Origin of the sequence: Comamonas testosteroni TK102, from assembly GCF_000739375.1 — a bacterium.
GTDB classification, from domain to species: Bacteria; Pseudomonadota; Gammaproteobacteria; order Burkholderiales; family Burkholderiaceae_C; genus Comamonas; species Comamonas brasiliensis.
Genome location: NZ_CP006704.1, coordinates 3,172,220 through 3,197,907, shown reverse-complemented (window position 1 = coordinate 3,197,907; position 25,688 = coordinate 3,172,220). Strand labels below are relative to the sequence as shown.

21 protein-coding genes are annotated in these 25,688 nt (G+C 56.6%); 18 read left to right on the top strand and 3 right to left on the bottom strand.

Annotated elements, in window-relative coordinates; genetic code table 11:
* Window positions 1–122 precede the first annotated feature (122 nt).
* From O987_RS14395 to O987_RS14345, 13 genes are all read left to right on the top strand, one after another.
* Window positions 123–1,016, top strand: a complete 894-nt coding sequence (locus O987_RS14395) for a ParA family protein (protein ID WP_003054942.1) — start codon at window positions 123–125, stop codon at window positions 1,014–1,016.
* Between the two features lie 15 nt (window positions 1,017–1,031).
* Window positions 1,032–2,720 carry a hypothetical protein gene (locus tag O987_RS14390; RefSeq protein ID WP_235214145.1) on the top strand — a complete coding sequence of 563 codons (1,689 nt, stop codon included), beginning with the start codon at window positions 1,032–1,034 and terminating at the stop codon, window positions 2,718–2,720.
* Between the two features lie 16 nt (window positions 2,721–2,736).
* Complete coding sequence (locus O987_RS14385; RefSeq protein WP_003054944.1) at window positions 2,737–3,360, top strand: STY4526/YPO1902 family pathogenicity island replication protein; 624 nt, start codon at window positions 2,737–2,739, stop codon at window positions 3,358–3,360.
* A 49-nt stretch (window positions 3,361–3,409) separates the two neighbouring features.
* Entirely contained in the window at window positions 3,410–3,856 is a 447-nt protein-coding gene (locus O987_RS14380) for a hypothetical protein (RefSeq protein ID WP_043005125.1), read from the top strand.
* 12 nt (window positions 3,857–3,868) lie between these two features.
* Window positions 3,869–5,626, top strand: coding sequence for a hypothetical protein (locus O987_RS14375; RefSeq protein WP_003054947.1), 1,758 nt, complete (start codon window positions 3,869–3,871; stop codon window positions 5,624–5,626).
* Window positions 5,627–5,787: 161 nt separating this feature from the next.
* A complete protein-coding gene (locus O987_RS14370) occupies window positions 5,788–6,240 on the top strand; it encodes a hypothetical protein (protein WP_003054949.1) in 453 nt (150 codons plus the stop codon).
* A 28-nt stretch (window positions 6,241–6,268) separates the two neighbouring features.
* Window positions 6,269–7,393, top strand: a complete 1,125-nt coding sequence (locus tag O987_RS14365; protein ID WP_043005126.1) for a PFL_4669 family integrating conjugative element protein — start codon at window positions 6,269–6,271, stop codon at window positions 7,391–7,393.
* Window positions 7,338–7,958: a hypothetical protein gene (locus O987_RS14360; RefSeq protein ID WP_235214144.1), complete on the top strand. Its 621-nt coding sequence runs from the start codon at window positions 7,338–7,340 to the stop codon at window positions 7,956–7,958. Before O987_RS14365 ends, O987_RS14360 begins: the two co-directional genes overlap by 56 nt.
* Before the next feature lie 66 nt (window positions 7,959–8,024).
* The gene (locus O987_RS14355) at window positions 8,025–8,471 is read left to right on the top strand and encodes a single-stranded DNA-binding protein (RefSeq protein WP_003054955.1); all 447 of its coding nucleotides are present in this window, start codon (window positions 8,025–8,027) and stop codon (window positions 8,469–8,471) included.
* A 27-nt stretch (window positions 8,472–8,498) separates the two neighbouring features.
* Window positions 8,499–8,825, top strand: a complete 327-nt coding sequence (locus tag O987_RS14350; protein ID WP_003054957.1) for a hypothetical protein — start codon at window positions 8,499–8,501, stop codon at window positions 8,823–8,825.
* Between the two features lie 54 nt (window positions 8,826–8,879).
* The gene (locus O987_RS28120; protein WP_003065071.1) at window positions 8,880–9,164 is read left to right on the top strand and encodes a hypothetical protein; all 285 of its coding nucleotides are present in this window, start codon (window positions 8,880–8,882) and stop codon (window positions 9,162–9,164) included.
* Window positions 9,165–9,313: 149 nt separating this feature from the next.
* The gene (locus O987_RS29490) at window positions 9,314–9,787 is read left to right on the top strand and encodes a hypothetical protein (RefSeq protein ID WP_235214143.1); all 474 of its coding nucleotides are present in this window, start codon (window positions 9,314–9,316) and stop codon (window positions 9,785–9,787) included.
* A 49-nt stretch (window positions 9,788–9,836) separates the two neighbouring features.
* On the top strand, window positions 9,837–11,165 hold the full coding sequence (locus O987_RS14345; protein WP_235214142.1) for a DEAD/DEAH box helicase: 1,329 nt from the start codon (window positions 9,837–9,839) through the stop codon (window positions 11,163–11,165).
* A 63-nt stretch (window positions 11,166–11,228) separates the two neighbouring features.
* On the opposite strand, the gene O987_RS14340 is transcribed toward O987_RS14345, so the two are convergent.
* Entirely contained in the window at window positions 11,229–11,525 is a 297-nt protein-coding gene (locus tag O987_RS14340; protein ID WP_003065080.1) for an H-NS family nucleoid-associated regulatory protein, read from the bottom strand.
* Between the two features lie 252 nt (window positions 11,526–11,777).
* Between O987_RS14340 and O987_RS14335 the strand changes: the two genes are divergently transcribed.
* From O987_RS14335 to O987_RS14315, 5 genes are all read left to right on the top strand, one after another.
* The gene (locus O987_RS14335) at window positions 11,778–12,215 is read left to right on the top strand and encodes a hypothetical protein (RefSeq protein ID WP_003054965.1); all 438 of its coding nucleotides are present in this window, start codon (window positions 11,778–11,780) and stop codon (window positions 12,213–12,215) included.
* Between the two features lie 77 nt (window positions 12,216–12,292).
* Window positions 12,293–13,036, top strand: coding sequence for a hypothetical protein (locus O987_RS14330; RefSeq protein ID WP_029158328.1), 744 nt, complete (start codon window positions 12,293–12,295; stop codon window positions 13,034–13,036).
* Window positions 13,037–13,100: 64 nt separating this feature from the next.
* Window positions 13,101–13,346: a hypothetical protein gene (locus O987_RS14325; RefSeq protein ID WP_029158329.1), complete on the top strand. Its 246-nt coding sequence runs from the start codon at window positions 13,101–13,103 to the stop codon at window positions 13,344–13,346.
* Between the two features lie 111 nt (window positions 13,347–13,457).
* Window positions 13,458–14,444: a hypothetical protein gene (locus tag O987_RS14320; RefSeq protein WP_019042257.1), complete on the top strand. Its 987-nt coding sequence runs from the start codon at window positions 13,458–13,460 to the stop codon at window positions 14,442–14,444.
* A gap of 107 nt (window positions 14,445–14,551) precedes the next feature.
* Window positions 14,552–14,986, top strand: coding sequence for a hypothetical protein (locus O987_RS14315; protein ID WP_019042258.1), 435 nt, complete (start codon window positions 14,552–14,554; stop codon window positions 14,984–14,986).
* A gap of 536 nt (window positions 14,987–15,522) precedes the next feature.
* Here the strand turns inward: O987_RS14315 and O987_RS27590 are convergent.
* A complete protein-coding gene (locus O987_RS27590; protein WP_371878546.1) occupies window positions 15,523–16,686 on the bottom strand; it encodes a HEPN/Toprim-associated domain-containing protein in 1,164 nt (387 codons plus the stop codon).
* Between the two features lie 363 nt (window positions 16,687–17,049).
* Window positions 17,050–25,341, bottom strand: a complete 8,292-nt coding sequence (locus tag O987_RS14305) for an autotransporter-associated beta strand repeat-containing protein (RefSeq protein ID WP_080731526.1) — start codon at window positions 25,339–25,341, stop codon at window positions 17,050–17,052.
* Between the last annotated feature and the right edge of the window lie 347 nt (window positions 25,342–25,688).

Genomic DNA, 25,688 nt, shown 5'->3' with positions numbered 1-25,688 from the left:
TCGATCAAGGGTGGCTTCTTAGGGCCATTGCGACCTGAGTTCTGGTCGCAATGGCCTACCAATGCGCGAGCGAACTTCAGCTCCCGTTGAATGGATCAACAACCATTCAACGAGGACTTTCAATGTTCATCATCACTGTGCTGGCTTCTAAGGGCGGAGTCGGCAAGACAACTACAGCTGCGAATCTGGGCGGCCTGCTGCACGACATCGGCTTTAGGACGCTGCTGATCGACGGCGATATTCAGCCGTCGCTCTCACGCTATTACCAGCTGCGCTATGCGGCACCTTTTGGGCTCACGCAGTTGGTGCAGTCTGGTGCACTGACCCCGGACTGCATCTCGCATTGCCAACTGCCACCGACTTCCTATCAAGGCAAGCTTGAGAAGGCACCTAAGAGCGAGGGCGGTTGCCTGCATATCGTTCGCTCTGACGCCAAGGACTCGTCTTTGCAGGTCTGGATGGCCAATCGCAATCCAGTGAGCATGCAGTTCAGCTTCAAGAATCCCTTGAAGCACCCTGCAATCGCTAGCGCATATGACGTGGTGATTATTGATACCCAAGGTGCTGTGGGTCATCTGCAAGATGCTGCAGTGGTTGCTGCTGATCTGCTTCTTGTGCCTGCAACGCCAGACATGATCTCTGCTCGCGAGTTCATCGCAAATGTGAAGGCACTCATTGAACGCCACGATAGCGTGTCTAGCATGGGCTTGAAGATGCCTCAGATGAAGGCATTTCTCAATAAAAGCCAGAAGACTAGCGATAGCAAGGAAATGTCCGCAATGATTCGCGAAAGCTTTATTGAGCTGAGCGGAAAAATCACGATGCTGGATACCGATGTTCCCGATGCAACGGCTTGGAAAAAAGCGGCCAGTGCCGGAGTTCCAGTGCATTGGGTTGATCCAGTGAAAGCGTCCAACACGCTTCATTCCCTTCTTTGGGAAATTGTGCCCAGCGTGTCGGAGATGTACGCATCTAACCACCCCCAATATCTCGATCTGAACGCACCCTCCAATTAATTTTAGGAGGAAAGCATGCGTACACCTGAAACCATGACTGCTCGCGAACGGGCAGCCTCGCTAAACCTAACTACGTCCCCTGGAAATAAGCAAGGGACGTCAGCTATGACTGCACCAGATAAACCAAAGCTCACTCCAAATCAAGCACGTCTTGAGGCGGCTAAAGCAGCTCTTCATCGAGACTCTGAAAGATCAACTACCAGTTTTGATCCGATGGATGAGATTGATGGCTCCATCATCGTCTTGGATGTTTTTGATATTGATGAATATTCGCTGAATCCTCGCAAGAAAGCTAATTCCCAGCGGGCGGAAATCAAAGCGAGTATGAAGGTCGATGGCATCACCAACATGTTCTCGGTTACGCGTCGAAACCCCACGGAGAAGTATTTTCCATATGGTGGCGGAAATACTCGTGTGGAGATCGCAAAAGAGCTGGTGAATGAAGGCGTCGAGAAACTGCGGCGCATCCATGTCGTTACTCGAAAGTGGCCTGGCGAGGCTGCTGTCATTGCCGCGCACTTGAGCGAAAACGACAATCGAAGTGATATTTCGTTCTGGGAGCGAGCTCAGGGCGTAATGAATTACAAGCGTGAAATTGAGAAGGAGACTGCTAAATCATTCTCCGCCACCGAACTTAATAAAGTACTTAAAGAGGTTGGATTGAGCTATGGCGTGAGGATGGTTCAAAACTTCATCTTCGCTGTCGAAAATCTCGCGTTGATTGGTAATTGGCTTCAAACGTCTGACGTGAATATAAATATTCGTCCTACCGTTTCAGCACTTCACGAAATGGCATCTAAGTTTGATAAGCGTGATGAGGTCAAAAACTCCATCGAGGAAATCTTCTTGATGCACGCGACCGATCTTGAGGCCATGGAGCAAGCGAACTCCGAGGCCGATCCTGCAAGCCGGACAGAGGTCAAGTTGGATGTTCAATCGCTGCTCACCCAGATCCAGTCTGTATCCTCGAAGCACTTTGGTATTGCCGCCGACCATATCGAGTCAGTCGTCCAGTCCTATCTCCAGGACCCGAAGCTTTCTGTTGAGGACATGCGCTCGATAGAGAGCGAGAACAAGAAGGTGCAACAGCAAGCCAAGCAGGCGCCACTGTCGGGAATGCTTGGCGGCGTGTCGGCGGCTGCATCGCCTAGCAGTAAAAGAGCCACCACAAAGGCCGATCGGCAAGGGGCGGGTGCTGGCCCAGCAGACAAGCTGGCAGCGTTTTCCGCACGGCTATCGCAGAATCTTGTGGATCTGAATGCTGTCGTACCGTTGTCGGACTTCGTGAAGCCAATGCCGGCATTGCCATACGGGTTCTTGGTGGATATTCCAGAACGTATGTCGTATTTGGGCGATCAAAAGCTCTCCGAAGAACTCGAAACTCTGCGTGTGTATCTCTGGCCATTTCTTGCAACGCAAACCGGGCAGTGCAACGCAAACCTACTCTCGAAATGCGACCCAGAAAGCCGCTGGGTAAAGGCTATTCAGGCTGGCGTTGATACGTTCCGTCAGGAGTGCACAGATAGAGCAATTCTGTGCGGGAAGAATGGGCAGCTTTATGTCACTTCTGACCATTATGGGTATCTCTTCGGCAATGCGGCGGTTGCTAGATGCTTGTCTGCACTGATGCAAACACTCGCTGAATTTAATATCGCCGTGCAAGAGGATAGCCGCGAAGCCTATAAACCGTTATTTACGGAATAAACACGTTAGTTAAGCAATGACAGATCATATTGTTCCCGTCGATATTCACACGAATCCGCAGTTAAATTTTCTGCTGCTGACGGAGGTAATTCGTGCTATCGAAACCGAGGTTGGAATAGATCAGTTATTGCAGATGGGTTGCGATGCCGAACTGATTGACCAACTTCGGCATCGCAAGACTCGCGATATTCTGGATATTTCTACTAAGTTAACGAGGGTTAAACTCGTATTTTCTCCTGGCGAACTCCGGCAGCAACTGGAAGGCCTGGACCGACAACGGCAAGACGATGCACTTTGCGAATATTTTGTGCGTAATGGCGCATCGCGTGCACTGATTACCCGGCTTTTTAAGCGCTCCGCAGACGATATTCGTAGGATGCGTGAATTGGTTGGTGGAAGCGTCACCGGCGGTAGGGCCAAATTACCCAAGAAGTTTGATGTTCGGGATCAGATTCATCAAGCTTGGGCCGAAATTACCAGCCAATCGGCGCCTGGGAAATCTCTACGTGATTGGATTTTCGAGCTCCATTCTCGTTTTGCGGAGTACACCATCGACTCGCTTTATTCAACGCTCAAAGAGTTTGAAGACGAGGATAGCCTGGCTCTTCCCAGGAGAAATGCCTTCCCGGTGGGCAAATAAATCAGCCGTAGGACGTTCTATTTACAACCATTATCGATAAAGCTTGAACATGAAGAACACCAAGAACTTACCCGCCCAGCTGTCGAATAGTGATAGTGAATTTCTGAAGTCCGCACTGTTTCTGGAACTCATCGGCCAAGAGCCCATCACCATCAACCGCGCTTTCGTGGATCTCACCGGTAACGTCTTGAGCGCACTCTGGCTTACCTATGCGATGGAGCGGGAACGTCGCAGTGAGTCGGAGGACTTTTTCGAAATCCTTATGTCATCGTCATGCTGCACGAAGGACACCGGCATAACGAGGGCACAGCAGCAAACCTGCCGCAAGACACTCGTGGACTTGGGCATCCTGCATGAGCATGCTGGTCAGGGCCGCATCATTACCTATCGGATCTCGAAGCGACGCTTGCTTGAGCTTTTGCAGCAACAAGCCATGCCCTTGGCCAGCGCAATGCGAAGTGCAGCGACAACCTCCGTAGCCGCAGCTGCGCACTGATGGAGCTTGTCAGTGCGCGGCTCTCTTTCACTCGCAGCTATTCCAACAGTTCGTTATGAACTGCCGGAGGATGCGCCGATCCACCAGGGTGCCGAGCAAATTTTTCTGCACCTGGACGATCGAGGTTTCGTTCCATTTCATCCGGTGCTGGCTGAAAAATTCGGCCACAAAGCCGCCATCTTCGTGGGCATGGCGCTCTACTGGACGCGCCACAGTCTCCGCAACCATCCCGAGCGCGGTGGCTGGTTCTTTATGTCCTTGCAGCAGTGGAAGTCGGCCATTGGGCTGACCCGCACCGAGCAAGCCAGTGTGCGCGAGCTGCTGATGGGCGAGGGCGTTCTCGAAGAGATGCTCGTTGGGCGTCCTGCGGTGCTGAACTACCGCCTGAACGTACCTGCACTCGCCAAGGCACTGGCCATGCGCGGCAAGGGGCAGAAACTTACGTGGGACTTGGCAAGTAGCTGGTTCAAGGGCTGCAAGGTCTACTACAAGCCCCTGGCTGATGTGGCTGGAAGCATCGCAGGCGGGCTGTACTTGGCCTATCTGCTGCAGCGGCACCGGGAGTGTCTGAAGCTAGGCCAGCTCACCGATGGCGCTATCCCGGTCAGCCAGGATGAAATCTCAACAGCGCTTGTGCTCGGTCCGAAGGTCCAGCGCAATGCTCGGGAGCGGCTGAAGAAGGCTGGATTCATTAACGAGGTCGGCATCGGCGGAGCGTTGGTCCGCATTAACTTCGACGCCATTCTGCTGTGCCTGCGTGGGCAAAGCATCAAGCCTTTGCCTCGCAAGGCTGACGCGGACAAGGCTACTCCTGCGGCGTCAACGAAGGCTGCACCGTCAAATAGCGCTCCAGCCACGAACCAGACGCTGGACCTGTCCGGCCTTTCATTCGCGTTCTCGCAAGCGACGCTTGGACTGTCCGCGACCCCTCCTGCTCCCCGCCCGCGCGATCTCTTGCTGTCTTTTTTGAACGACGATCTGGTGCCTCACAAACCTGTCGAAATCCGACAAGCTGGAGCTACTTCTTCGATCAGTGAGCAGCCCGCCAAGTCGGAGCAAATCTCCAATGCCAGCAAGGAGTTAGCGAAGAGCTTTAGCGATAAGGGTAGCGAGGGTGGAGCGAAGGAATCGTTTGCCGTTTCCTGCAAACAAGAGCCTGACTCTTTGGACGAAACCTGCAGGCTTGATCTGCCGTTTCCCGCAATCAATATTCAAAGGACTTCTATTCAATCCACTACTACTTCGCCGGTGAACACCAGCAGCACGGCTGACGTTCAGGCAGGTGAGGGTGGTAAGTCTTCGAGTTCGGACAAGCTGAACGCCGGACTTGCCTCTGGCCTCATCTTCCCCACCTGGATTGAGAAGTCACTGCACGCGTCCCTCTCCAAGGTGCTGGCCAAGTTTCCCCTTGAGCAACAACAGCAAGCGTTGGACGAGATGGAAGGTGCGAACCGGCGATTTCATAAAGTGAAGTCGCCAGTGGCCTGGCTAAACAGTGTGGTGAAGAAATATAGAGACGGCGAATGCATCTGGGCGTATGCCCCCGTCATCGCTGCAGAGCGCATTGAGTTAGCCAAACAGGCCGATGCTCAACAGGCCCAGAAAGAAGCATCGCTGAAAGCTTTTCACGAAGGATCGGCCAACGCCGTCGCCAATCCAGTGCGAGTGGCGGTCGAAGGCAATGGGCCTTTGGGCAAAGAAGCGGCGCGTGCCAAGTTGCTTGCTCTTCGCAATGAGCGGGCAGCGAAGGTCGGAATGGCGAAGAAATGAGCTGACTTCCGAATAACCCGAGATGGGCCATATGGCACTCAGTGCCAAGTAGCTCGAAATGAACCACACGGCACTTAGTGCCATGTGGCTCGAAATGAACCACGCGGCACTTAGTGCCATGTAGCTCGAAATGAGCCACAGCAATTTTCAAGAGAAGCAATATGAGCTATCAGAAATCAGGGAACGATCTATTTATTCAGCTCGTTCAGCAATTCAGAAGCTACACGGATGCTGCGGTTCTTTGGGTCTTACTCAAAGAGCGGGGGGATATTGGAGAGATCGCCATTACGTCTGGGTCGATCACTGAAGTCGAACTGTGCCGAACCATTCCATTACCCACCGTAAAACGAACTCTCCAGCGGTTGCAAGAGACCGGATTTATTAATGTCCGCGTGCAGAAGAACACGAAAACGCTGGTGACCGTGAATCGCGATGCGGTACTCGATTTGCTAAGACAGCCCATTGCCGAGCGGCTGCCATCAGTTAGTAAGAAGCACTTTCCATTTATCGACGGTTGGAATGAAGACATCGCTAAAGAAGCTGCGCAAGTGGCAATAGAGAACGCCAGTGCCGACGAGGGCGGGAAGTCGGGAGAAGTCCCGGACGCTGGATAGACGAAGTATTTAATTTAGGGAGAAGACCTTGGCTACTGATCGAATCAAAACAGACCCCGGCTTTCAGCCAGTAATGCTGGCCGGTGTATTGGGTGCAGGTGCACCAGGCATTAAATTCGTCACCGACCCGAATTCGCCATTTCGTGACGGCTACTCAATTGCTGGTGAAGAAGCTGCTTTGGCGGCATTCATCCAGGCTGGCGCGTCTGAAGACGATCCTTTGTTTGATCGCTATGTAGAGCTGGAAGATCGCAAAGAGCAATTCCAGAAGATGCAAGCGGAGCGACGGGATCGTCGTGGTGCGGACGCGGTGGTGACGAACTCCGAAGCACAAGGCATTGATGATCTCGGGCCGCTGACGAACGAAGGCGTGGACCAGATGACGATTCACACCATCGAGGCCCACCGACTTTTTCAGGGGCGATCTGGGGAGCCTGAAAAGCGCTTGAACGCGATCATTGGCGGCAAGCGCGTTGCTTCCTCTCTGCGGAACCTTTGGGTACTGACGAGCCGTGACAACCCATATGCAGATTGGGCACTGGTACGCCATGAGTACGGCATCTCGCAAGTTCAAGAGTCGTTGCGCACCCAAATCGCTAAAGCCGAGGAGCTGCTGGAGAGCCAGCGCAAGCGCGGCCTGAGCCTGAGCATCGTTCAGTCCGCTCGCCCTATGACCCTGAACCTCGGATTCCGCAGCCCTTACGGCTATGCGATCTCCATGTTGATCGTGGACTACGACTACTTTGTTCGTATCCAGAAAACGCTGCAGCGCAAGAACTTGCTGAGTGATGAGCAGGCGCGTGCTGTGCTGAGCGCAATGAGCCGCGCCATCCTTGGCGTGTTCTACGGCACTGCCCGATTCGACAAATGGCTTGGCCGTCCAGAGATTCGTGAGCTGAGCCGTTCTGACTGGTTCAGTGCAGACCCGGAAGCTGCGAAGCGCATTCAGTTTGTGGTGAGCACGTTTGGTGCAGTGCCAGCCCAGATTTACAAGGCCGAAGTGAAGCCTTCGCATTCGCGCCGGCTCATCAACATCAGCGAAGCCGAACGTGCGTTGCTGCAGCAAGTTGGCGACCAATTGCAGCAGGCGCAAGAGCATGGCTCCGATGCATCCGCTTCTACTGGCCCAGAAGCTACAGCCACCGCTGATTAAGACCGCGCGCAGTCGTTTGGAACTGATATTGAAAGGGATTGGTGTGAAAAGGGATCTGGAAATAAAAGGGGCTTCGCAGCACACCGGTCGTGCCCGAGTCGTCAACAACGTGCTGTGGGGTCGTCAAGCCCTGGCGGATCAGGACTGTCAAGATCGAGCTGACGTAAAGGCCCTTACGGGTAGGGGCACCCTGTCCAGATTGCGCCAGAAACTTGACGGCATCGACGCAATCCTGAAACAGATGCGCGATTTGTCCGAGAAGTCGAAATCTGTTCCAGGACTGAGCTTCTATCTGGTCGTGCACCAGAAAAGCACAACGGGCTATGTCTTTCTGCGCTGGCGCCAACGCATGGGCTCTAACCGCCATTTGAGCTTTGAAGAGGTGGAGGAGCTTGCGTCAGGCCTGCCCAGTGAACTCCGTCAATGGTGCATGGCAGCGTCCCAACGCGCTGTGGCCTTGAATGAGGAGCACCAGCAGACGCGTGGCGATATCAAGCGTATTCGCGTGAGCGTGGACAAGGCTCCTGTCTTTCTTTATCCACGCTCCCCGATTTCGACCCTCTAAGTCCGTGCCTGGGCTGACCTGGTGCAGCAGCTCGGGCATTCAATCAGCACTGCAAGGAAATTGGATATGTCGCAATTGTTTATCGGCAAGGGAAACCTGGGTAGTTCTCCTAGTCTCAGGACGCTCAAGGGTGGGCCTAACGGCGAGTTTGATGTCGCCAGTATGCGTGTTCGGTTCAGCCGATACGGCCGCACCGAGGAGGGCGGAATCGAAGAGGTTGGCGGTTTTTGGCGCGAGGTGGAAATCTACGGAGCGAAGGCTCGCGATGCCGCGCGGCTCCTGCGCAAGGGAGCCAGAGTGCTAGTGATGGGGGAAGAGCTTGAGTACATGGCGCGCGATGAGGCTACTGGCGGTCAAGTGATGGTGTTCAAGATCGAGGCCCAGGATGTCGCACTTCTGCTGTCGCGTGTGAAGACCATTGAGTTCGAGGCTTCACGCCGCTCGTCCACGGAGCAGTCGGATGGCTCCTCAGGCGAAGTGCAGGAACCCTACCACGCAGGCCAGCCTGCTTAAAGACCGTTTTTAACCAAGGAGCACATCTTGACTTTACATCCCGATCAACAGGCCTCGGACGACATCACATTGCTTGTCGATGGTCGATTCACCATGGTGGTTGCGCCATCGCAAAAGGTGAATGAAGAAAATGCACCCGCATTCTTAGTCGTGCGAGATTCCAATGGCAAGGATGTATGCGTGGGATATTGCAAGCTCCAGTTTGATGGTACCTGGCACACGCGTCTCACGGTCACATACGATGAATCGTCGCAGTCGGACTCTATGTTGATTGGCGACTTTGATAGTCGCGTTGATGCGGTGGTGCGGTTATGGCTTGTCCGTCATAACTTCAGCTACCAGATGACAGAATAAATATCGGTTTTCCTGTGGCGCATGCTCAGTCGCCAATTGAGTCCACAGGAGAATATGGTGCAAGAAAAATATCAATTTTTGGGGCTCGTTGTTCCCGATCCAGTCGATACGAATTTCGATCCTGTGGCATGGGCCAATACTTGCCAGGATGTGTTCAATAAAAATATCGCTCTGATCGGGAAGTCCTACGACACTTTTATCTTGAAGTGTTCCAGCGATTTTGATCCGCTTATATCGGGGCTGCAGGTTTCTGATTCAACGCTCACATGGGCGCTATGGATGGCCGAAGGTTGGGGTTATGAGTCACCAGCAACAAGAGTTGTTCGCGAGGGGCTTTGATGTTGCCTAGGCCCGTCACGATCCGCCCGCCGGATCTCCTTATCAAAGCCGTCTCGGATGGACGCAGGCTCGGCCTGCAGCTCCTGGCAGTTCCAGGTGTGAGCCGTCCACTTGCAAACTACGATGCTTGGTGGAGTGGAGCTCGGCGCATGTGGCTGCTTCAAACTACCGACTCCAGTTATGCCGACGATGTGATTAAGCATGCGTTTGCTGGGCACTTCGTGGATATGGAGCAGCTCGATGTGCAACTGCGCGCCGCTGTCGCAGCTCCTGATCCCGACTACTTCTCGCAGTTGCTCGATGTTCAGATCTTCCCGCTGGTGAAGGGAGACCTAGCACGCGGTTCATGGGCGGTTAGCTTTACCTACGACCCGCTATGCGTGAAGGCGATGCGCTCGTTGGGCGGCTACTTCCACAAGCATGCGTCAGCGTGGCAAGTCAGAGCCGATCCTGAGCTCATCATGGAGCGGCTGGCCAGCATTGCCGGCGTGTCGTCGGAGTTCGTATTCGTCCATGAGCAGCCGGTGGTCATCGAAGAGTTGACCACAAGTGGCAACGAAGGCTCGCCTATCAGCGTGCCCGCTGCATCGCCACCGCTGGGCGGGGGGCGGCGGGCCTGGTGAAGAAGAGGGCACCGGTTTCCTATCGACTGAGCATGGCCACGTCGATGACATGCCGTATGACCGGGTGGCCCTGGCCAGCCTGGTCGCCTGTGGCGTGCTGCGCGACTACCAGGCCGAAGGCGTCGCACATATGCTGCGCCAATCGGGCGCCTGCATGGGCGATGACATGGGCCTGGGCAAAAGCCGCCAGACGGTCGTGGCATCCCGGATGGCTGCTGGCAGCGGCCGGGTCCTGATCGTATGCCCTGCATCCCTACGTTTGAACTGGGAGCGAGAGATCAAGATGGTCTACCCAGACGCTCGCGTCGGGATGATCGGTGAGGACCGGATTTCGACGCTGGCTGGCTGTGACTGGGTGATCGGCAACTACGAACGCATGGGCGGCCTAGTGCGCGAGAGTGAGCTGGAGTTCGCGGTGATGGCCGTGGATGAAGCCCACTACCTGAAGGAATACAAGAGCGGCCGCACGCGCAATGTGTTCCTGCTGGCAGCACGGATAGAGCGATGCTTTGTCGTCACCGGCACGCCGTTGCTCAATCGCGAGATTGAGATGCATACACTGCTGCGCATCACGGGCCATCGCCTCGGTAGTCTCACGCTGGCTGAGTTCCGCAAGAGCTACGCGGGTAGCCCTGAGAAGCGAGCAGCACTGGCTGCAGCGATCCAGGGCTGGATGATCCGTCGCAGCAAGGACGTGCTCAAGGATCTGGGTGACAAGGCGAGGCAGTTTGTGCCTCTGTCGCCAGAGGGGCTCGATGTCTACAAGGAGATCTATGGCGACATGACCCTGCAGGCCATGCCCAAGATCGTTCGCCTGCGTAAATGCCTTGAAGGTCTGAAGGTTCCGTACCTGGTCGAAACCGTGCAGGCAATGGGAGAGGACGGCAAGCTCATCATCTTCTGCGAGTACATGAGCACCGTGGAGGCCCTTAAACAGGCCCTGGCCAGCCTTGGCGTAGGCTGTGTCTCGCTGGTCGGCTCGGATAGCTTGAAGCGTCGGCAGGCTGCGGTAGATGCGTTCCAGAGGGACGCAAGCATCAAGGTATTCATTGGCACCACCATGGCTGCGGGCGTGGGCATCACGCTGACGGCTGCCAACATCGTGGCATTTGCCTCCATGCCGTGGACGCCAGCCTTGATGCGCCAGGCAGAGGACCGGGCCTACCGCTTGGGTCAGATCCGCGATGTGCTGGTCCTGGTGCCCATCATCCAGGGCACTATCGATGAGGGCGTGCTGCAGCTGCAGGAGAACAAGCACACCACAGAAATAGAAGTGGTGGAGGCAGCCAAGAAAGCATTGCCTGTCCAACAACGAGCGGCTGTAGAAACTGTGCCAGATGAAGCTCGCGAGGAAGTGCGGGCACTTGAATATGCCTGATCTATTTTAAGTGCTCATAAAAAATGGCCACTTAGTGGCCATCTAATATCAAACCTGCTGCAATCATTTGATTTCGAATTGCGAGCGATCCTTATCTTTGATCCAGACAGGAGGCTTGCCACGGCCTGTCCAAGTTTGACCAGTCTCAGGGTCACGATACTTGGGGTCAACAGAGCCGCGAGTTGCTTTTGCTTTCGCTTGGGGGAATATATCGTCTTGGGTCAATCCATATGTCGCGATCAAACCCTTAATCTGTTGCACGGCTGTGCCGATTTCGCTTTTACGTGCTGCTTCAATCTGGGCTTCGAGTGTTGCGCGTTGGGCCAGCAGATCCTTGTACGACACCGCAGAGTTAGACATCAATATGCTCCATTAAAATGACAGAACATATTATGAGGCATTTTAAGAGATGATGGTTGCTTTGCTGGAAGCAAGGATTGCGTTGCACTCAGTTTCGGCGCTAAAATCGACGCACATTGGCTCTTCGGAGCTTTGTAGCATCTGAGTCCTTGAGAGATGCGCATCAGCTCACGCTGGCGAGGACATTCTTCAACCCCACGGGATAACACAATCCCGTCGGGGACCGTGTTGCCCAACATCTAGGAGCAACACATGCATCAATCTCAACGTTCTGCCAAGAAGCCGGCATCCTCGCCTTTTGACGTGGATCGCCAGCTGCTGGTGAAGATGATCTCTCGCGTCAACGACCCTGTCGTAGCACGCATATTTCTCAACACGTTGGATATGTACCCGGATCTGAAACTTCAGTTCCTAGGTGCCTATCTGATGGCGGAAGAGACGGTCAAGCGCTCGCAGATTCGATATGCAAAGGCTCATGACGTGGGTCAGGCTACTGCGCGAATCAAGCGAAAGTGTTTGGAGTTGCTTCGTGCCCTTTGGTCGCTTAGCGTTTGCTTTGCTCGTTGGACCCGTGTGGCTCTCAATGAGTACAAGCTGCAAAAGTCCCATAAATCGCCTAAGCCACCGGCTCCTTCTGCCAATGTCATCATGCTCCCGTTGTCTCGCAAGGCAACTGGCACAGATAACTAAGCAGAGGCTCTAACCAACCCATTACCCGAAATTCGTCGGGTAGTGGGTTTTTCTTTGTTCGAATATTTGGAGGCCATATGAATAAGAAATCAGTCCTTGAACGCTATCTCGAATTGCATCCATTGAAGGCTTCAAGGCGTGGCGCGTCATTGGATATGGAGCTCATTGAACGTTGGTACTTTGAAATTCAGCTCCGAGGCGTTGCGAAGATCAAACATCAGATTGCCCATGCGAAGCGAACCGCCACCTCATTGGTGAAAGCTCAAAGTAATTTCGAGAACCTCAATCCAACTCAATTGAAGCAATTGAAGGATGCCTCAACAATGATGCGCGATCTCGCCGAGTCGCTGGTTCCGCTAGAAAATTGGGCTAAGAGCTATAAGGAGTTCTACGATAAGACGGTTCTTGCCGATCAGAATGAAGAATGCGATGCGTTTGCGCAAGCACGCTGGCATGGCGATGAAGTGGAGTTTCAGCTAGAGCTTGAGTTATTGCTTGAGGCTGACAACTTCAAAACGCGCAGTTGCGTTGGTGATTGGTTTCATTTGAATAAGCGGTATCTCAACGTACCAGCCAATGAATTTATCCTGTCGCTATATCTGACCTTTCATGAGAAACAAAGCGTGAAGGAACGGATGCGGGCAGTAGCCTATTCATTTGTTTACGCCTCCGCTTGTCGCAGGGTCCATTCTGAGTTGATGAGCAATCAAAAGTCCGTGTACGTGGGTACCAAAGACATTGATGCGTACCTGGCATACCGAAAAGCAAATGTGCAGGCTTCGGCGTCTGCGGCAATGAGCAAGTTGGGTGTCAACCTATAAATCCCTGATGGGCACTAGATGCCCTGGGGCAAGTGTCCATCTTCCTTATCTACTGGAGATGAATATGAGCCTCGAAAACACCTTTGAACGTCCAAGGAATTACAAATCCATGGTGCATACAGAGAAAAACCCGAGCATTGAATTGTTGATGGACCAGGTAATGGTGATTGCATTAATTTGGACATTAGCTTCAAACGATGCCTTGGAACCATCTGCTAAAGAGAAATATAAGGCTCGTGTTGTACTGGAACAGGATCATCTTCGCACGATGCTCCAGAAAGCGCTCACAGCGAAAGACAGGGTTCTGTAACTTGTCCCGTATTCACTGGGTAATCTTCTTCTAACTCTCTTTTTACCCTTGGGGCGCCGTCATGCCCCTGGGGGGGACGGTCCCCTTTCTGCTTTCAACGAAAGGAATCCCATGTCCAAGCACTTAATTAATCAAACGAACGTGAACGGTATTGAAATGGTTCTGGAATGCGGCTACGACCGCCCAACAGGCTCATTCTTTGCCAATATTCATTCCGAAGGCGACATTTACTACACCTCACTGGTGGAGCTCGGGTCGAAGGACTCTGGCTGGTTGCTCACCGTGACTGCAGAGCATGGCTTAGTAGTCCCTCGCCAAATGATGGATCGCCTGGCTATCGAAGCAATGTTCGATGGGAGTAATGATTTCATCGAGCACGAGCCTTACACGCAAACGGAATCTGACAGACGACTGCTACAGCTGGGCTTTCGCCAACAGATGCCGTCCGTGCTGCCAACCGATAACCCTGTGTGGGCTTGGTTCACTGACAGCGAGGAAGATCTTGGCACATATGCTTTGCTGCAATCCAAGGACTATCAAGCCTATGTGCCATCTCTGCTCTGTGATGTCTTGCCACAAGAAGGTGAATGGCCGGTACTCGATGAACAGGATGTGCTCAAGCGTCTTGACACGATGCATGCGCGGCTCTTGAAGGGCGCTTTCCAAAAGCATCCTGGCGAAGGCATAGGATCGGTTCTGAACCGCATTCTGGGCTTTGTGCCGCCAATTCTGCAGCTCGAATCCAAGTTGTTCGTTGTCTTCTCGGATCACGAATTCGTACAAGATAAAACGGGCTTTTGGGCTGGAGATAGTTGGGCTGGCTTTTCCGGGGCAAAGGTGTTCGGGCCGTGTGAAGTGACAGCAGAGGAGGGCGAGAACTGCATCCCTATTCACGAGGCATATGCCTTGGCGAGCGGTGCATTGCTCAAGGTCCAGTCATTTGGCGTCAAAAGCATCGCTGACGATGACTTATGCGCATCTTGCGGCCACTGCAACTATCGTCCAGGTGATATGAGCAGTTGCAGTAAAGACTGGCCTGGATACCAGGATTCCGATGGGTATCTGAAGGTGTGCTTTGCGTCCGTTATCGCCATCTAAAGCGCAAGCTATTTGAACCTCGCGCTGGCCAAGGGCCAGCGATTTTTTAACCCGGACGGGCGTTGTCGCCCAGTCGGGCCGCGCCTTTCCAGTTTAGAGAGTTGGAAATGACCGCAACTAACAATCAGCCGCTTTGCACAACTGCGGATCGTCAGAGCTACGCACTGACTGCTGAACAGGTCGCCATTGCCATCGCTGGCCACGATCTCCGCACCTTTAAGGGGTGGATAGCAGCCGCGTCATCATTACTCGCTGATGCGCCTTTGATGACCGGCATTCAGGAGAAACATAGCCCCTATGTGATCCTGAAAGCGGAGTTCAACGGAAAACCAGAGGTCGTTTTCTTCTACAACGAAACCAATGTCATCTACTCCCCAGATCTTGCGTCGGACTTCGACATCAGTGCCTGGTGTAACGATAGTTGGGATGGCGTCGAGGCTGAAGCCAACATCGCTACATTGACATGCCCAGACTTTGTGACCCTGCGTCACGAGCAATTGCTTAAGCAAGTCACTAACGACTCTCTGAGTCCTGGCATGTAATTGCCACACCCAAAAAGCCCAGCTCACAAGTTCTTGTGACTGGGCTTTTTTCATTGGTGGTGCCGGGCCTGCTGTCCTAGTTTCCTTGGCCGTCCGTCGATCACGGAAAGATGCGCAGAAGGTACGTTACCTTGATATGCTGCGTATTCCGGTCGAACTGACCGCCTGTGCCGGTTGCTGCTGGCCAGTCTGCTGGTCGTGACCGACTGAGTTCGGCCAGTAGCGGACAGTCGCAGTGCTCCACCGAATGACGGCTTCCTCGTCAACTTGTAACGGTCGGCTGCTTCGTTCTTGGGGTCGATTGCTCGAGCGTGGGCGGGCAATGCTCAGCTCGATTGGGCACGTCCGTGCCTTTTGACATATTAAATTCACCCAGAAGAGCAACCGATCATCTTTATCTTATTGCCGTAGACGTCGGCTTCGCGCGCCTCAGGAACAAAAGTCCAGCCAAGGCAACACACGCGAAGCTTACTCTGGTACGTCGTTGTACACGCTTAATGAATGACCTGGACAGGAAAACATTAAATATTCCATAGTCAATCAATATTGTCCAGCAACCCATCCTTCACCTGTGCGTCAATCTCCTTGACTAAAGCTACCACCTTTGTGACGAGTTCGTCGATGTCTGCACTGACAATATTCAGGACCTCATTCTTTAAGGTTCTGCCGTTGCGGTGAACGATGTCATGTCGATTGGTGGTGGCTTTAATCAGCCAGGCAACATCCTTTGGAAAATTGACTGACAGTACATTCTCATAGAGAGTCTTCGCGGTCACAACGTTGTGAAAGCTGATCTCGTCAATAGCATCATTCGCCAGCTTCAATATTTTGTCGTATGTATTGAAGATTTCGCTTATTGGCTCTCTTTTGCTGTTTTTGAATGCATCGTGGCTTTGGACAAATCGCCTTAACACTGCGCTGCGCTTCATGACTTGCTTCTTGAGGGTGTCACTCAGGTAGGCTTCCATCACTGTAATGACGTTGGCATAGAGCAAGCGCATGAGAGCTGGGTTATCTGGTGCCAGATTTGCCAAGTCCTTGGTTGAATCGAGCGAGTCTGTGAAGTCCTTGAAGAAATGCGTATTGTCAGAGTGGTATTCGATCAAGTCGTCAAAATCCTCTGTCCATCCTGAGTCGACCATATAGGTTGCATCAAGGACAAAGAATTTTTCATTCGGCATCACTTCTATCAGCGCCACTGCATACATATTTTCTGTTGAGCATGGAAAGCCAAACCCGCCCATCCCAAGCTCGTCTGAAAAGATAAATCCATCGGCGCCACTCAGCATGTAATTCAGAAGCTGATCGCTGTAGTTAGTGCGCTTCTCTCCATAAATGTTCGCCTTGAGGTTTTCGGTAGCGATCTTCTTGAGGCGGGCAAGCCAGTCCTCAAGGGTGCTGTTCTCCAGAGCGGGCAAAAGTGCAGCATTCGCGCCGTCAGTGTCCAAATCCTCTGCAATCATGTATCTGCATAACTGAGCTTTTCGTGCCAGCTCCTTGGTGAAGTCCGTGCGCAGCGAATCCTTGTCGTAGCCGTCCAGAGCTAGGCGGCGTGCGATGACTTCTACTGGTGCCTTGTAGAGGTATCTCACGGGGTAGTCTTCATCTTCGGACTTTTCGACCGTCCGTTCTTTTCTTTTGAAGTACCACTGGTTGATGTGATTCTGCATTTCTGTGACTGTCATGCAGCCCAGATCCACTGATGCCCAAGTTGACACGGTTAACTCCTAGTAGAGGGTCTTGGTACGGGACAGTTTCACTGCCAGCGTAAGTGAGCGCCCAAGTCCGGGTCGCGGCTCAAGTGAAAGCTTCGTGCGATATGCAGACAGCGGTGTCAGCGCCACAATTGTATTGACCATTGTCGCTCCGCAGCAGTCGTTGAGCGAGGCGTTCCGGACGATCGAAATGGGTCGTTTGCTGTCTCAGCTTTCGGCCACAAGCATGTCAGGGCCTCACATCCGAAGAGAGCATCTTTCGAAAAACGAAAAGGCCCGCAGTTGCTATGACTGCGAGCCTTTGTGATGTTAGCTTAGGCTCATGCCTTATTGGCTATTCCCTCGAGGTTACCACTGCACCTTCACGCCAATGGAGGCCTGTACCCCGCTCTTGACCCGGCTGTCACCGCCATTGGCCCACAGCTTGCCCAACTCACCATAGACGCTGGTGCGCGGGTTGATCTGCAGGCTGGCACCGGCGGCCATCTCGGTTGCAGTGTAGCCGCCCCTAGCCTTGATGTCGGTGGTTCCGCCAGGCGCCACAAAGCTGGCGATATCGGTGGTGTTGCTGGCCCTGTAGACATTGATGCGACCGTAAGGCTGCAGCACACCGGCACCGGTTGCAAAGTTGCCCTTGATGCGCGCGCCCAGGCGCACGGTCCAGTCGTCGTCGGCCTTGTTTTTGACCGTGGCCAGGCTCAGCGCCGTGTCATCAATGCTGAGCTTGCGGTAGATGATCTGCGCCTGAGGCTCGATCTGCCAGTTGGAGCTCACTGCAAAGGGTTTGCCCATTTCCACAGAAGCCAGCCAGCCACTGCCCTTAGTGCGGGCCTGGGCCGTATCGCCAGCCGTGCGCAGATCGCTGCGGTAGTCCGCGCCCTGGAGCACGGCATCGGCATACAGGCCTGAGGCATCTTGCCAGCTGCCGTAGACACCCAGGTAGCGGGTGCGCAGGTTGTTGAAGCCCACGTATTTGCGATCCTCGCCGCTGGCAAAGCCCTTGACGCTCATGTCGCCTTCGAGCTGGCCTACATAGATGCCGGCCTTGATGCTCTGGTCGGCATACAGGTCCAGACCCGCCTGGAATCCGGTCAGGTGACCGCTGCTTTCCGGGCTGACCGTGCCTTGCTGGCGGATCTTGGGATCGGTGCGCAGAATGCGGCCCCAGACACGGCGGCTGGCACCAGAGTCGGAGCTGGTGGTCGCTTGCGTGCCTTCATCTCCCATGCGCTTGCGCAGATCGCCCAGCATGGCCATGTCGGCCTGGCGCAGCTGTGCCGGCAGGGCCGACAGCAGCGGCACTTCGGCACGGTAGGCCGTGGTCGGTGTCGTTGGTGTCGTATTCGTCGATTGCAGCGCCGCACCTTGGGCGGTCTGTGTCAGGCGGTACTCGTAGGCACCGGCATCCACATGGCCGCCTACCAGAGTGAAAGAGCCTGGCTGCAGGCTGGCACCGTTCTCGGTACCGATGACCTCGATGCCGTTGCCTGTCGTCTGGGCACCCAGACCGCCAGCATTGGTGATATGCACCGTGGTGTTGCCGCTGGCCACGGCGGTGGCACCGGACAACAGCAGCTTGTCGGTGGCACTGCCGTCAGCAGCCAGCACGGTAGACAGGCCCAGATTACCGTTGTTGCCCACATAGGGGCCGGTGACCTTGAGCACGGCTCCTGGTACTGCTCCAGAGTTGCTACTGAGCTTGACGGTACCGCTGTTGTTCAGGCTGGCCAGGGTCTGGTTGAAGCCGGCTAGGTCCAGCACGGCGCCGCTGGCCACGGTGTGGGCCGAGGTGCTGCTGAAGGTATTGGCCGCTCCGGCCTGCAAGGTGCCTTGAGCCACGTCGGTGGCACCGGTGTAGGTGTTGGCGGTGTTGGTCAGCGTCAGCACACCGGTGCCCTGCTTGGTCAGGAAGCCTGCACCGGTAATCGCACCTGCCCAGGTCGCGTTGTTGGCACCGGTGTCTACGACGGGATCATTGTCACCAGTCATGTACAGGTTGTTGGCAATGGTCATGCCGTTGGCGGTCAAGTTAATCTTGGTGCCGTCGTCCATGGACAGCGTGCCACTTCCAAGGCCCTTTTCATTGCCCAAGTTCAGCGTACCCTGCTTGAGATCGACGCCGCCGCTGAAGTCACTGGCACTGTTCAGGGCTAGTACGCCTGCGCCTTGCTTGACCACGTGTCCCGTCCCGGAGACCTTGCCGCCAAGGCTGTCAACCTGGCCGGAAGCACTATTGATGACCAGGTTGGCAGAGCCCAGCTGGATATTGCCGTTGCTAACGATTTGAGAGCTGGTCAATGTATGACCGTTCAGGTCCAGAGTTGCCCCCTGGCTGATGGAATAACTGGCGTTCTGAACCAAAGCGCCAGCGGAGCCCGCTCGCAAAGTGCCTGCGGTGACTGTGGTGCCGCCCGAGTAGGTATTGGTACCTGTTAGCGTTGTCGTTCCGGAGCCGTTTTGCTGAAGAGAACCACTGCCGCTGATATCGTTGGAGACAGTTAAGGCGTCGTTGCGATTGAAGGCCAGAGATCCGTTGTTGGTCACCGCGCCCAAGCCGAGATTGCCGACGCTGCCGCCGTTGCCCACTTGCAGGGTGCCGCCATTGATGCGGGTGGTGCCTGTATAGCTGTTGGCGGCAGACAAGGTCAGGCTGCCGGCGCCGTTTTTAGTCAACGAAGTTCCATCCCATCCCAAAGCACTGTTGGATGCCTGGTTTTCGAGAGCCACGCCGACCTCAAACTGGTCTTGCAAATTGCTCAGGGTGAAGGTGCCGTGTGCCAAATTATTGTTGGCGGTCCAGCTCTGGCTATAACTGGCCAGATACTGTTTCCCGTCCACTGATTTGCGCGTGTTCAGTGTGAGGTAGTCGACCTCGCCAGTGAAGCCCCCCACACTGGTGAGAGCAAAGTCGCCGCTGATGCCGTTTGTGGTCGAAATCAGCACGCGGTCGAGTTGGCTGGAGGAGGTGATGCCCGAGAGGTTCAAGCCAACACCGCTGCCAATCTGCAGGCTGGACGCTGTCAAGCCCGGGGCCAAGCTCGTTGAGTCCAGCGACAGGGTGGATGTGTTGGCCAGTCGAACAGTGCCTGATACGGCGACCGCGGCTCCTGTCGTGACGCCTAGCGAGGCGTTACCCGCTACGTTCAAGTCACCGCCCAGTGAATGGCTGCTATTTGTGAAGTTGAGGGTTCCTGCGTTGACTTGTGTAGAACCTCCGTAGCTGGAGCTGCCGCTCAGTGTCAACGTGCCGCCGCCAGCCTGAGTCAAGCCTCCTGAGCCGTTGATGGAGTTGTTCAACGTGAGGTCATTGCTGCGATTGAAGACCAATGTGCCGTTGTTGTTGATCGCGCCGCTTCCCAGACTACCGCCAGTGCCGCCATTGCCTACCTGCAAGGTGCCTGCACCCACCGTGGTACTGCCTTGGTAAGTGTTGTCGCCAGTCAGTATCGTGGTGCCCTGGCCAGCCTGTGTGATGTTGCCGTTGCCACTAATAGAGCCCGCAACAGTTACCGCATCGCTGCGGTTGAAAATCAGCGAGCCGTTATTGACGATGCTGCCGTTCACCGCTCCGCTTGAGCCGCCATTGCCGAGTTGTATCGTGCCGCCGGCATTGATTGTGGTGCTGCCGGAATAGAGGTTATTGCCCGTCAGTGTCAGGGTTCCAGAGCCTGTTTGCAGCAGACCACCTGTTCCACTGATGGTTCCCGAGAACGTGGTGCTGGCGTTGTTGCCACCAGTCGTCAGGTTGGAGCCACCGAGAAGCAGAGTGCTGCCGGCCACTCCAGCCAATCCTCCGATGTTTTGATTGCCGCTGGCACCGATGTTGAGCGATCCGGCTCCAGCCAGATTGACCGTGCTGCGATCCGAGAGTGTGCCCCCAGCTCCCACCAAGATTGCGCCGCTGTTGATCGTGGTGTCGCCGGTATAGCTGCTGGAACCCGCCAAAGTCACCGTGGCTGCGCCGCCCTTGGTCAATCCACCTGCTCCGGAGATGTCTCCGCTCAACGTCAGATCATTGCTGCCGAGCAACTGGAGATTGACACCAGACCCCAGGTCAATGGCGTTGCTCAGGTGCACAGGAAAAGTGCTATCCAAAGTACTGCTGCCAGCAACACTCAGCAGACCGGTGCCAAGAGCGCTATTGCTTCCCACGACCAGGCCGCCCGCATTGAGTGTCGTCCCGCCGCTGAAAGTGTTGGCTCCTGCCAGCGTTTGCACTCCAAGACCGCTCTTGATCAGCCCTCCGGTTCCGTCGATGGAGCCTCCGAAATTCGTGTTGCCTACTCCTCCGAGTGTGAGCGAGTTACCGCCCAGAAACAGGTTCGAACCTGCAACGCCTGCCAAAGAGCCCACGGTCTGATTGCCGGCTGCGGCTATGTCGAAGCCCGTTCCCGCAGCCGCCAGGTTAACGGCTCCGGTAGAAGCCAGGCTGCCACCTGCGCCAATCGCCAAGATGCCTGCATTGATGCTAGTACCGCCGGTGTAGGTATTGGCACCGGTCAAAGTCTCGGTACCGGTTCCCTGTTTGATCAGGCCTCCAGTGCCGCCGATGGAGCCACTAAATACACTGTTAATTGGGCCTCCAACAGTCAGCGAGTTCCCGCCCAGGTTGACGGTGCCATTGCCAATGAGGGTGCCAAATGTCTGCGTGCCATTGCCGGCCGATAGATCGAAGGTGGCTCCGGTTGCAAGATTGACTACGCCATTGGCGTAAAGACTTGCTCCTGCACCGAGCGCCAAAGTGCCTGCGCGGATGAAGGTACCGCCACTGTAAGCGTTGGTCCCATTCAAGGTCAGCGTCGCGCTTCCGTCCTTGGTCAGAGAGCCCGTGCCAGTAATATCGCCGTTTAGGGTCAGTGCATTGCTGCCGAGAACAGTGAGGTCCGCATTCAACGCGACATTGTTGGCCAGTGTCGCCGCACTCACGGAATCCAGCGTCGCTGCACCGTTGACGGTGACAGTGCCGCTGCCCAGCGCCGCGTTGTTTCCAATCATCAGACCACCGGCATAGAGGGCGGTTCCGCCCGAGAAAGTGCTTGTGCCGGTCAAGGTCTGCGTACCGCTGCCTTGCTTGACAATGCCGGCCGTGCCGGTGATCGAGCCGCCAAAGGTCTGGTTGCTGCCGTCGCCAAAGGTCAAGCCGTTGCCGCCCAACGCTACCGTGGTGCCCGCCACGCCCGATAGCGCGCCGATGGTCTGTGCCGCGCCTGCGCCGGTGATGTCGAAGCTCGCTCCCGCAGTGCCGAGATTGACGCTGCCGCCCGCCGCCAGCGAGCCGCCCGCGCCAAGCGCCAGGGTGCCGCCGTTGATGGTGGTACCGCCCGTGTAGGTCTGCGTACCTGTCAACGTTTCCGTGCCGGTACCGGTCTTGGTGACGCCACCAGTTCCGCCGATCGTGCCGCCGAAGGTGTGATTGCCCGCATCGCCAAATGTAAGCCCGTTGGCGCCCAGACTCACGCTGGAGCCTGCGGCCCCCGCCAGGCCTCCGATCGCCTGCGACGTCGTCGCCCCGCTCAGGTCGAGCGAGGTGCCCGCGTTCGCCAGGTTCACCGTGCCCTGGTTCGACAGGCTGCCGCCCGCGCCGATCGCGATAGTCCCGGCGTTGACGGTAGTGCCACCCGTGTAGGTGTTGGTGCCCGTCAGCGTCTCGGTGCCCGAGCCCTGCTTGACGATGCCGCCCGTGCCGCCGATCGCGCCGCCAAAGGTCTGGTTGGTTGCGTCGCCGAAGCTCAACGTATTGGAGCCGAGATTGATGTTCGAACCGCCGACGCCCAACAATGCACCAACCACCTGAGGTGAGGTCGCGCCACTGATGTCAAAGCTCGTGCCTGCGTTGGCCAGGTTGACCGCGCCGCCGACCGCCAGCGATCCGCCGGCACCGATCGCCAGCGTACCCGCATTAATGGTGGTGCCGCCGGTAAAGGTGCTGGTGCCCGTCAGCGTCTCGGTGCCCGAGCCTTGCTTGACAATGCCGGCCGTTCCGGTGATTGCTCCGCCAAAGGTCTGGTTGCTGCCGTCGCCGAAAGTCAGGCCGTTGCCGCCCAGCGCCACCGTGGTGCCCGCCACGCCGGACAAGGCGCCGATGGTCTGTGCCGCGCCCGCGCCGCTGATGTCGAAGCTCGCACCCGTGCCACCCAGGTGTACCGCGCCGCCGGCCGACAGCGAGCCGCCAGCGCCAAGCGCCAAGGTGCCGCCGTTGATGGTGGTGCCGCCCGTATAGGTCTGCGTGTCCGTCAGCGTTTCCGTGCCGGTGCCCGTCTTGGTGACGCCACCAGTTCCGCCGATCGTGCCGCCGAAGGTGTGATTTCCCGCATCGCCGAATGTCAGCCCGTTGGCACCCAGACTCACGCTGGAGCCTGCGGCCCCCGCCAGGCCGCCGATCGCCTGCGGCGTGGTCGCCCCGCTCAGGTCGAGCGAGGTGCCCGCGTTCGCCAGGTTCACCGTGCCCTGGTTCGACAGGCTGCCGCCCGCGCCGATCGCGATGGTCCCCGCGTTGATGGTGGTGCCGCCCGTGTAGGTGTTGGCGCCCGTCAGCGTCTCGGTGCCCGAGCCCTGCTTGACGATGCCGCCCGTGCCGCCGATCGCGCCGCCAAAGGTCTGGTTGGTCGCGTCGCCGAAGCTCAGCGTGTTGCCGCCCAGCGAGACGGTGGTACCGGCCACGCCCGACAGCGCGCCGATGGTCTGGTTGGCGCCCGCTGCGCTGATGTCGAAACCCGCGCCGGCGGTGCCGAGATTGACGCTGCCGCTCGCAGCCAGCGAGCCGCCCGCGCCCAGGGCGAGGGTGCCGCCGTTGATGGTGGTGCCGCCTGTGTAGGTGTGGGTACCTGTCAGCGCCTCGGTGCCCGAGCCCTGCTTGACGATGCCGCCGGTGCCGCCAATGGAGCCGCCGAAGCTCTGGTTGGTGCCATCGCCCATGGTCAGCGTGTTCGCGCCGAGCGAGATAGTGGTGCCTGACGCGCCGGCTAGCGCACCGATGGTCTGGTTGGCGCCCGAGGCGCTGATGTCGAAGCCCGCGCCCGCACCAGCCAGGTTGACCGCGCCGGTGGCCGCTAGCGAGCCGCCCGCGCCCAGGGCCAGCGTGCTGCTGTTGATGGTGGTGCCGCCCGTGTAGGTATTGGCGCCCGTCAGCGTGGTGGTGGCCGCGCCGTTTTTGAGCAAGCCGCCCGCGCCTGAGATTACGCCACCGACCGTCATGGCGTTGCTACCGCCCAACGCCAGCGAGGCGCCGGCGTTGACGGCCACTTGGTTGGCGACGGTGACGGCCTGGCTGCTGTCGAGCGTGGCGTTGCCGCCGGCCGTCAGGGTGCCGGTGCCGAGCGCCTGGTTGTTGCCGATCACGATCATGCCGGCGTTGAGATTGGTGCCGCCCGTGTAGGTGTTGTTGCCCGACAGGGTCAGCGTGCCGCTGCCCGACTGGGTGACCGGCCCGGTGCCCGAGACGGTGCCCGACAGGTTGAGGCTTGAACTCCCCGACACGCCCAGCCCGGCGCCGCTGGTGGCTATGTTGTTGGACAGCGTGAGGCCCGGCGTGGTCGACTGGATCGCGCCGCCGTTGGCGCTGATGGCGCCGGTGCCGAGCGAGGCGGCATTGTTGACCACCGCGGTGGCACCGTTGCCCAGTGTCGCGTCGACCGCGCCCGATGCGCCCGACAGCGTCCAGGTGCCGCTCTGTAAGTCGAGGTGGTTGAAATTGACGTAGTTGCCGTTGTTGATGGTGCCGGTGGCGGAGGTGCCCTGCTGCAGGATCAGCCTGTTGTTGCCGCCCGCGCCGCCGTCGACGGTGCCGGTGGCCGCGAAACTGATGGTGACCGAGCCGATGCCGAGATTGACCGCCAGGCCGGTCCCGCCCGAACTGTTCACCGAGGAATCGGTGGTGGCGATGAACTGGTTGGTGCTGTTGGCGCCCATCGAGACGCTGCCGTTCACCGTGCCGGAGTTGGTGAAGGTGTTGCCGCCGGCCGAGCTGCCAAGCGCCACCCGCCCGGTGATAGTGCCGGAATTGCTGACGTTAACCTGCCCGCCGCCATAGGCAGCGATCACACCAGCATCCGGGCCGAGCAGGGTGGCACCGATGATGCCGCTGGTCGACATGGTGCCGGTATTGATGATGTTGGTGGTGCCGCCCGCACCGTTCTGCACCGCCAGCGCCATGCCGGTCAGGCCGATCGACAGGCCGGTGGTACCGGCCATGGTGCCGTTGTTGGTGACCGTCTGGGTGCTGGCCGAGGCATTGCCCATCACCACGCCCGAGGACAGCACGCCCAAGCCGGTGCCGAGCAGGGTTGGGTCGATGCGGCCGTTGTTGGTCAGCGTGCCATTGCTTCCACTCAGTGTCATGGCATTGCCGCCGACACCGAGCAACACTCCCAGGCTACCGCCAGGATTGACCGTGACGCTGAGGTTACTGGCCGCATTGAAATAGCTGGGAGCCAGAGGATTGGCAGCGCCCGAACAGCTGACGTTGAAGCCTGCCGCAGTGCAGGCTGCATCAGCATGAGTTGCGCTGAGTGCAAGCACTACACCGATTACCGCGCCAACGACCACGGTGGTTCCGCGCTTACCTGCGGCACGAGAGGTTTCTGGAGCAGCAATCCAGGTACCTAACGCTGCGTTCCAGATGCTTCTGTAAATCCGATTCATGACGAAGATACCTCCCAAATGCTTGCGTAAATGCACTTACATAGGAGTGATCCATATCCATGAAAAAGATCGCAATCACTCACAGAAGACACGAAAGGTAACGATTTTTAGTTGCTTTGACAATCATTGAATTCAAGATTCTTATTGCCATTGAAGGGCCTTCATTGCCAGAGCCCACAAGTCGCTGAAGCCTTCCTAGATGTGGAAGATGATTGCAACCACGTCAATACGGGGCTCGATGACTTGGCCTCATCCGAGCCTGGGAGCGATCTGTCGCCGAAAAGCAGACTTGATGGGGCAGCGAAACAAACCTGAAGTACCCGTTAGCGGCCGTTCATGTCGGGCAG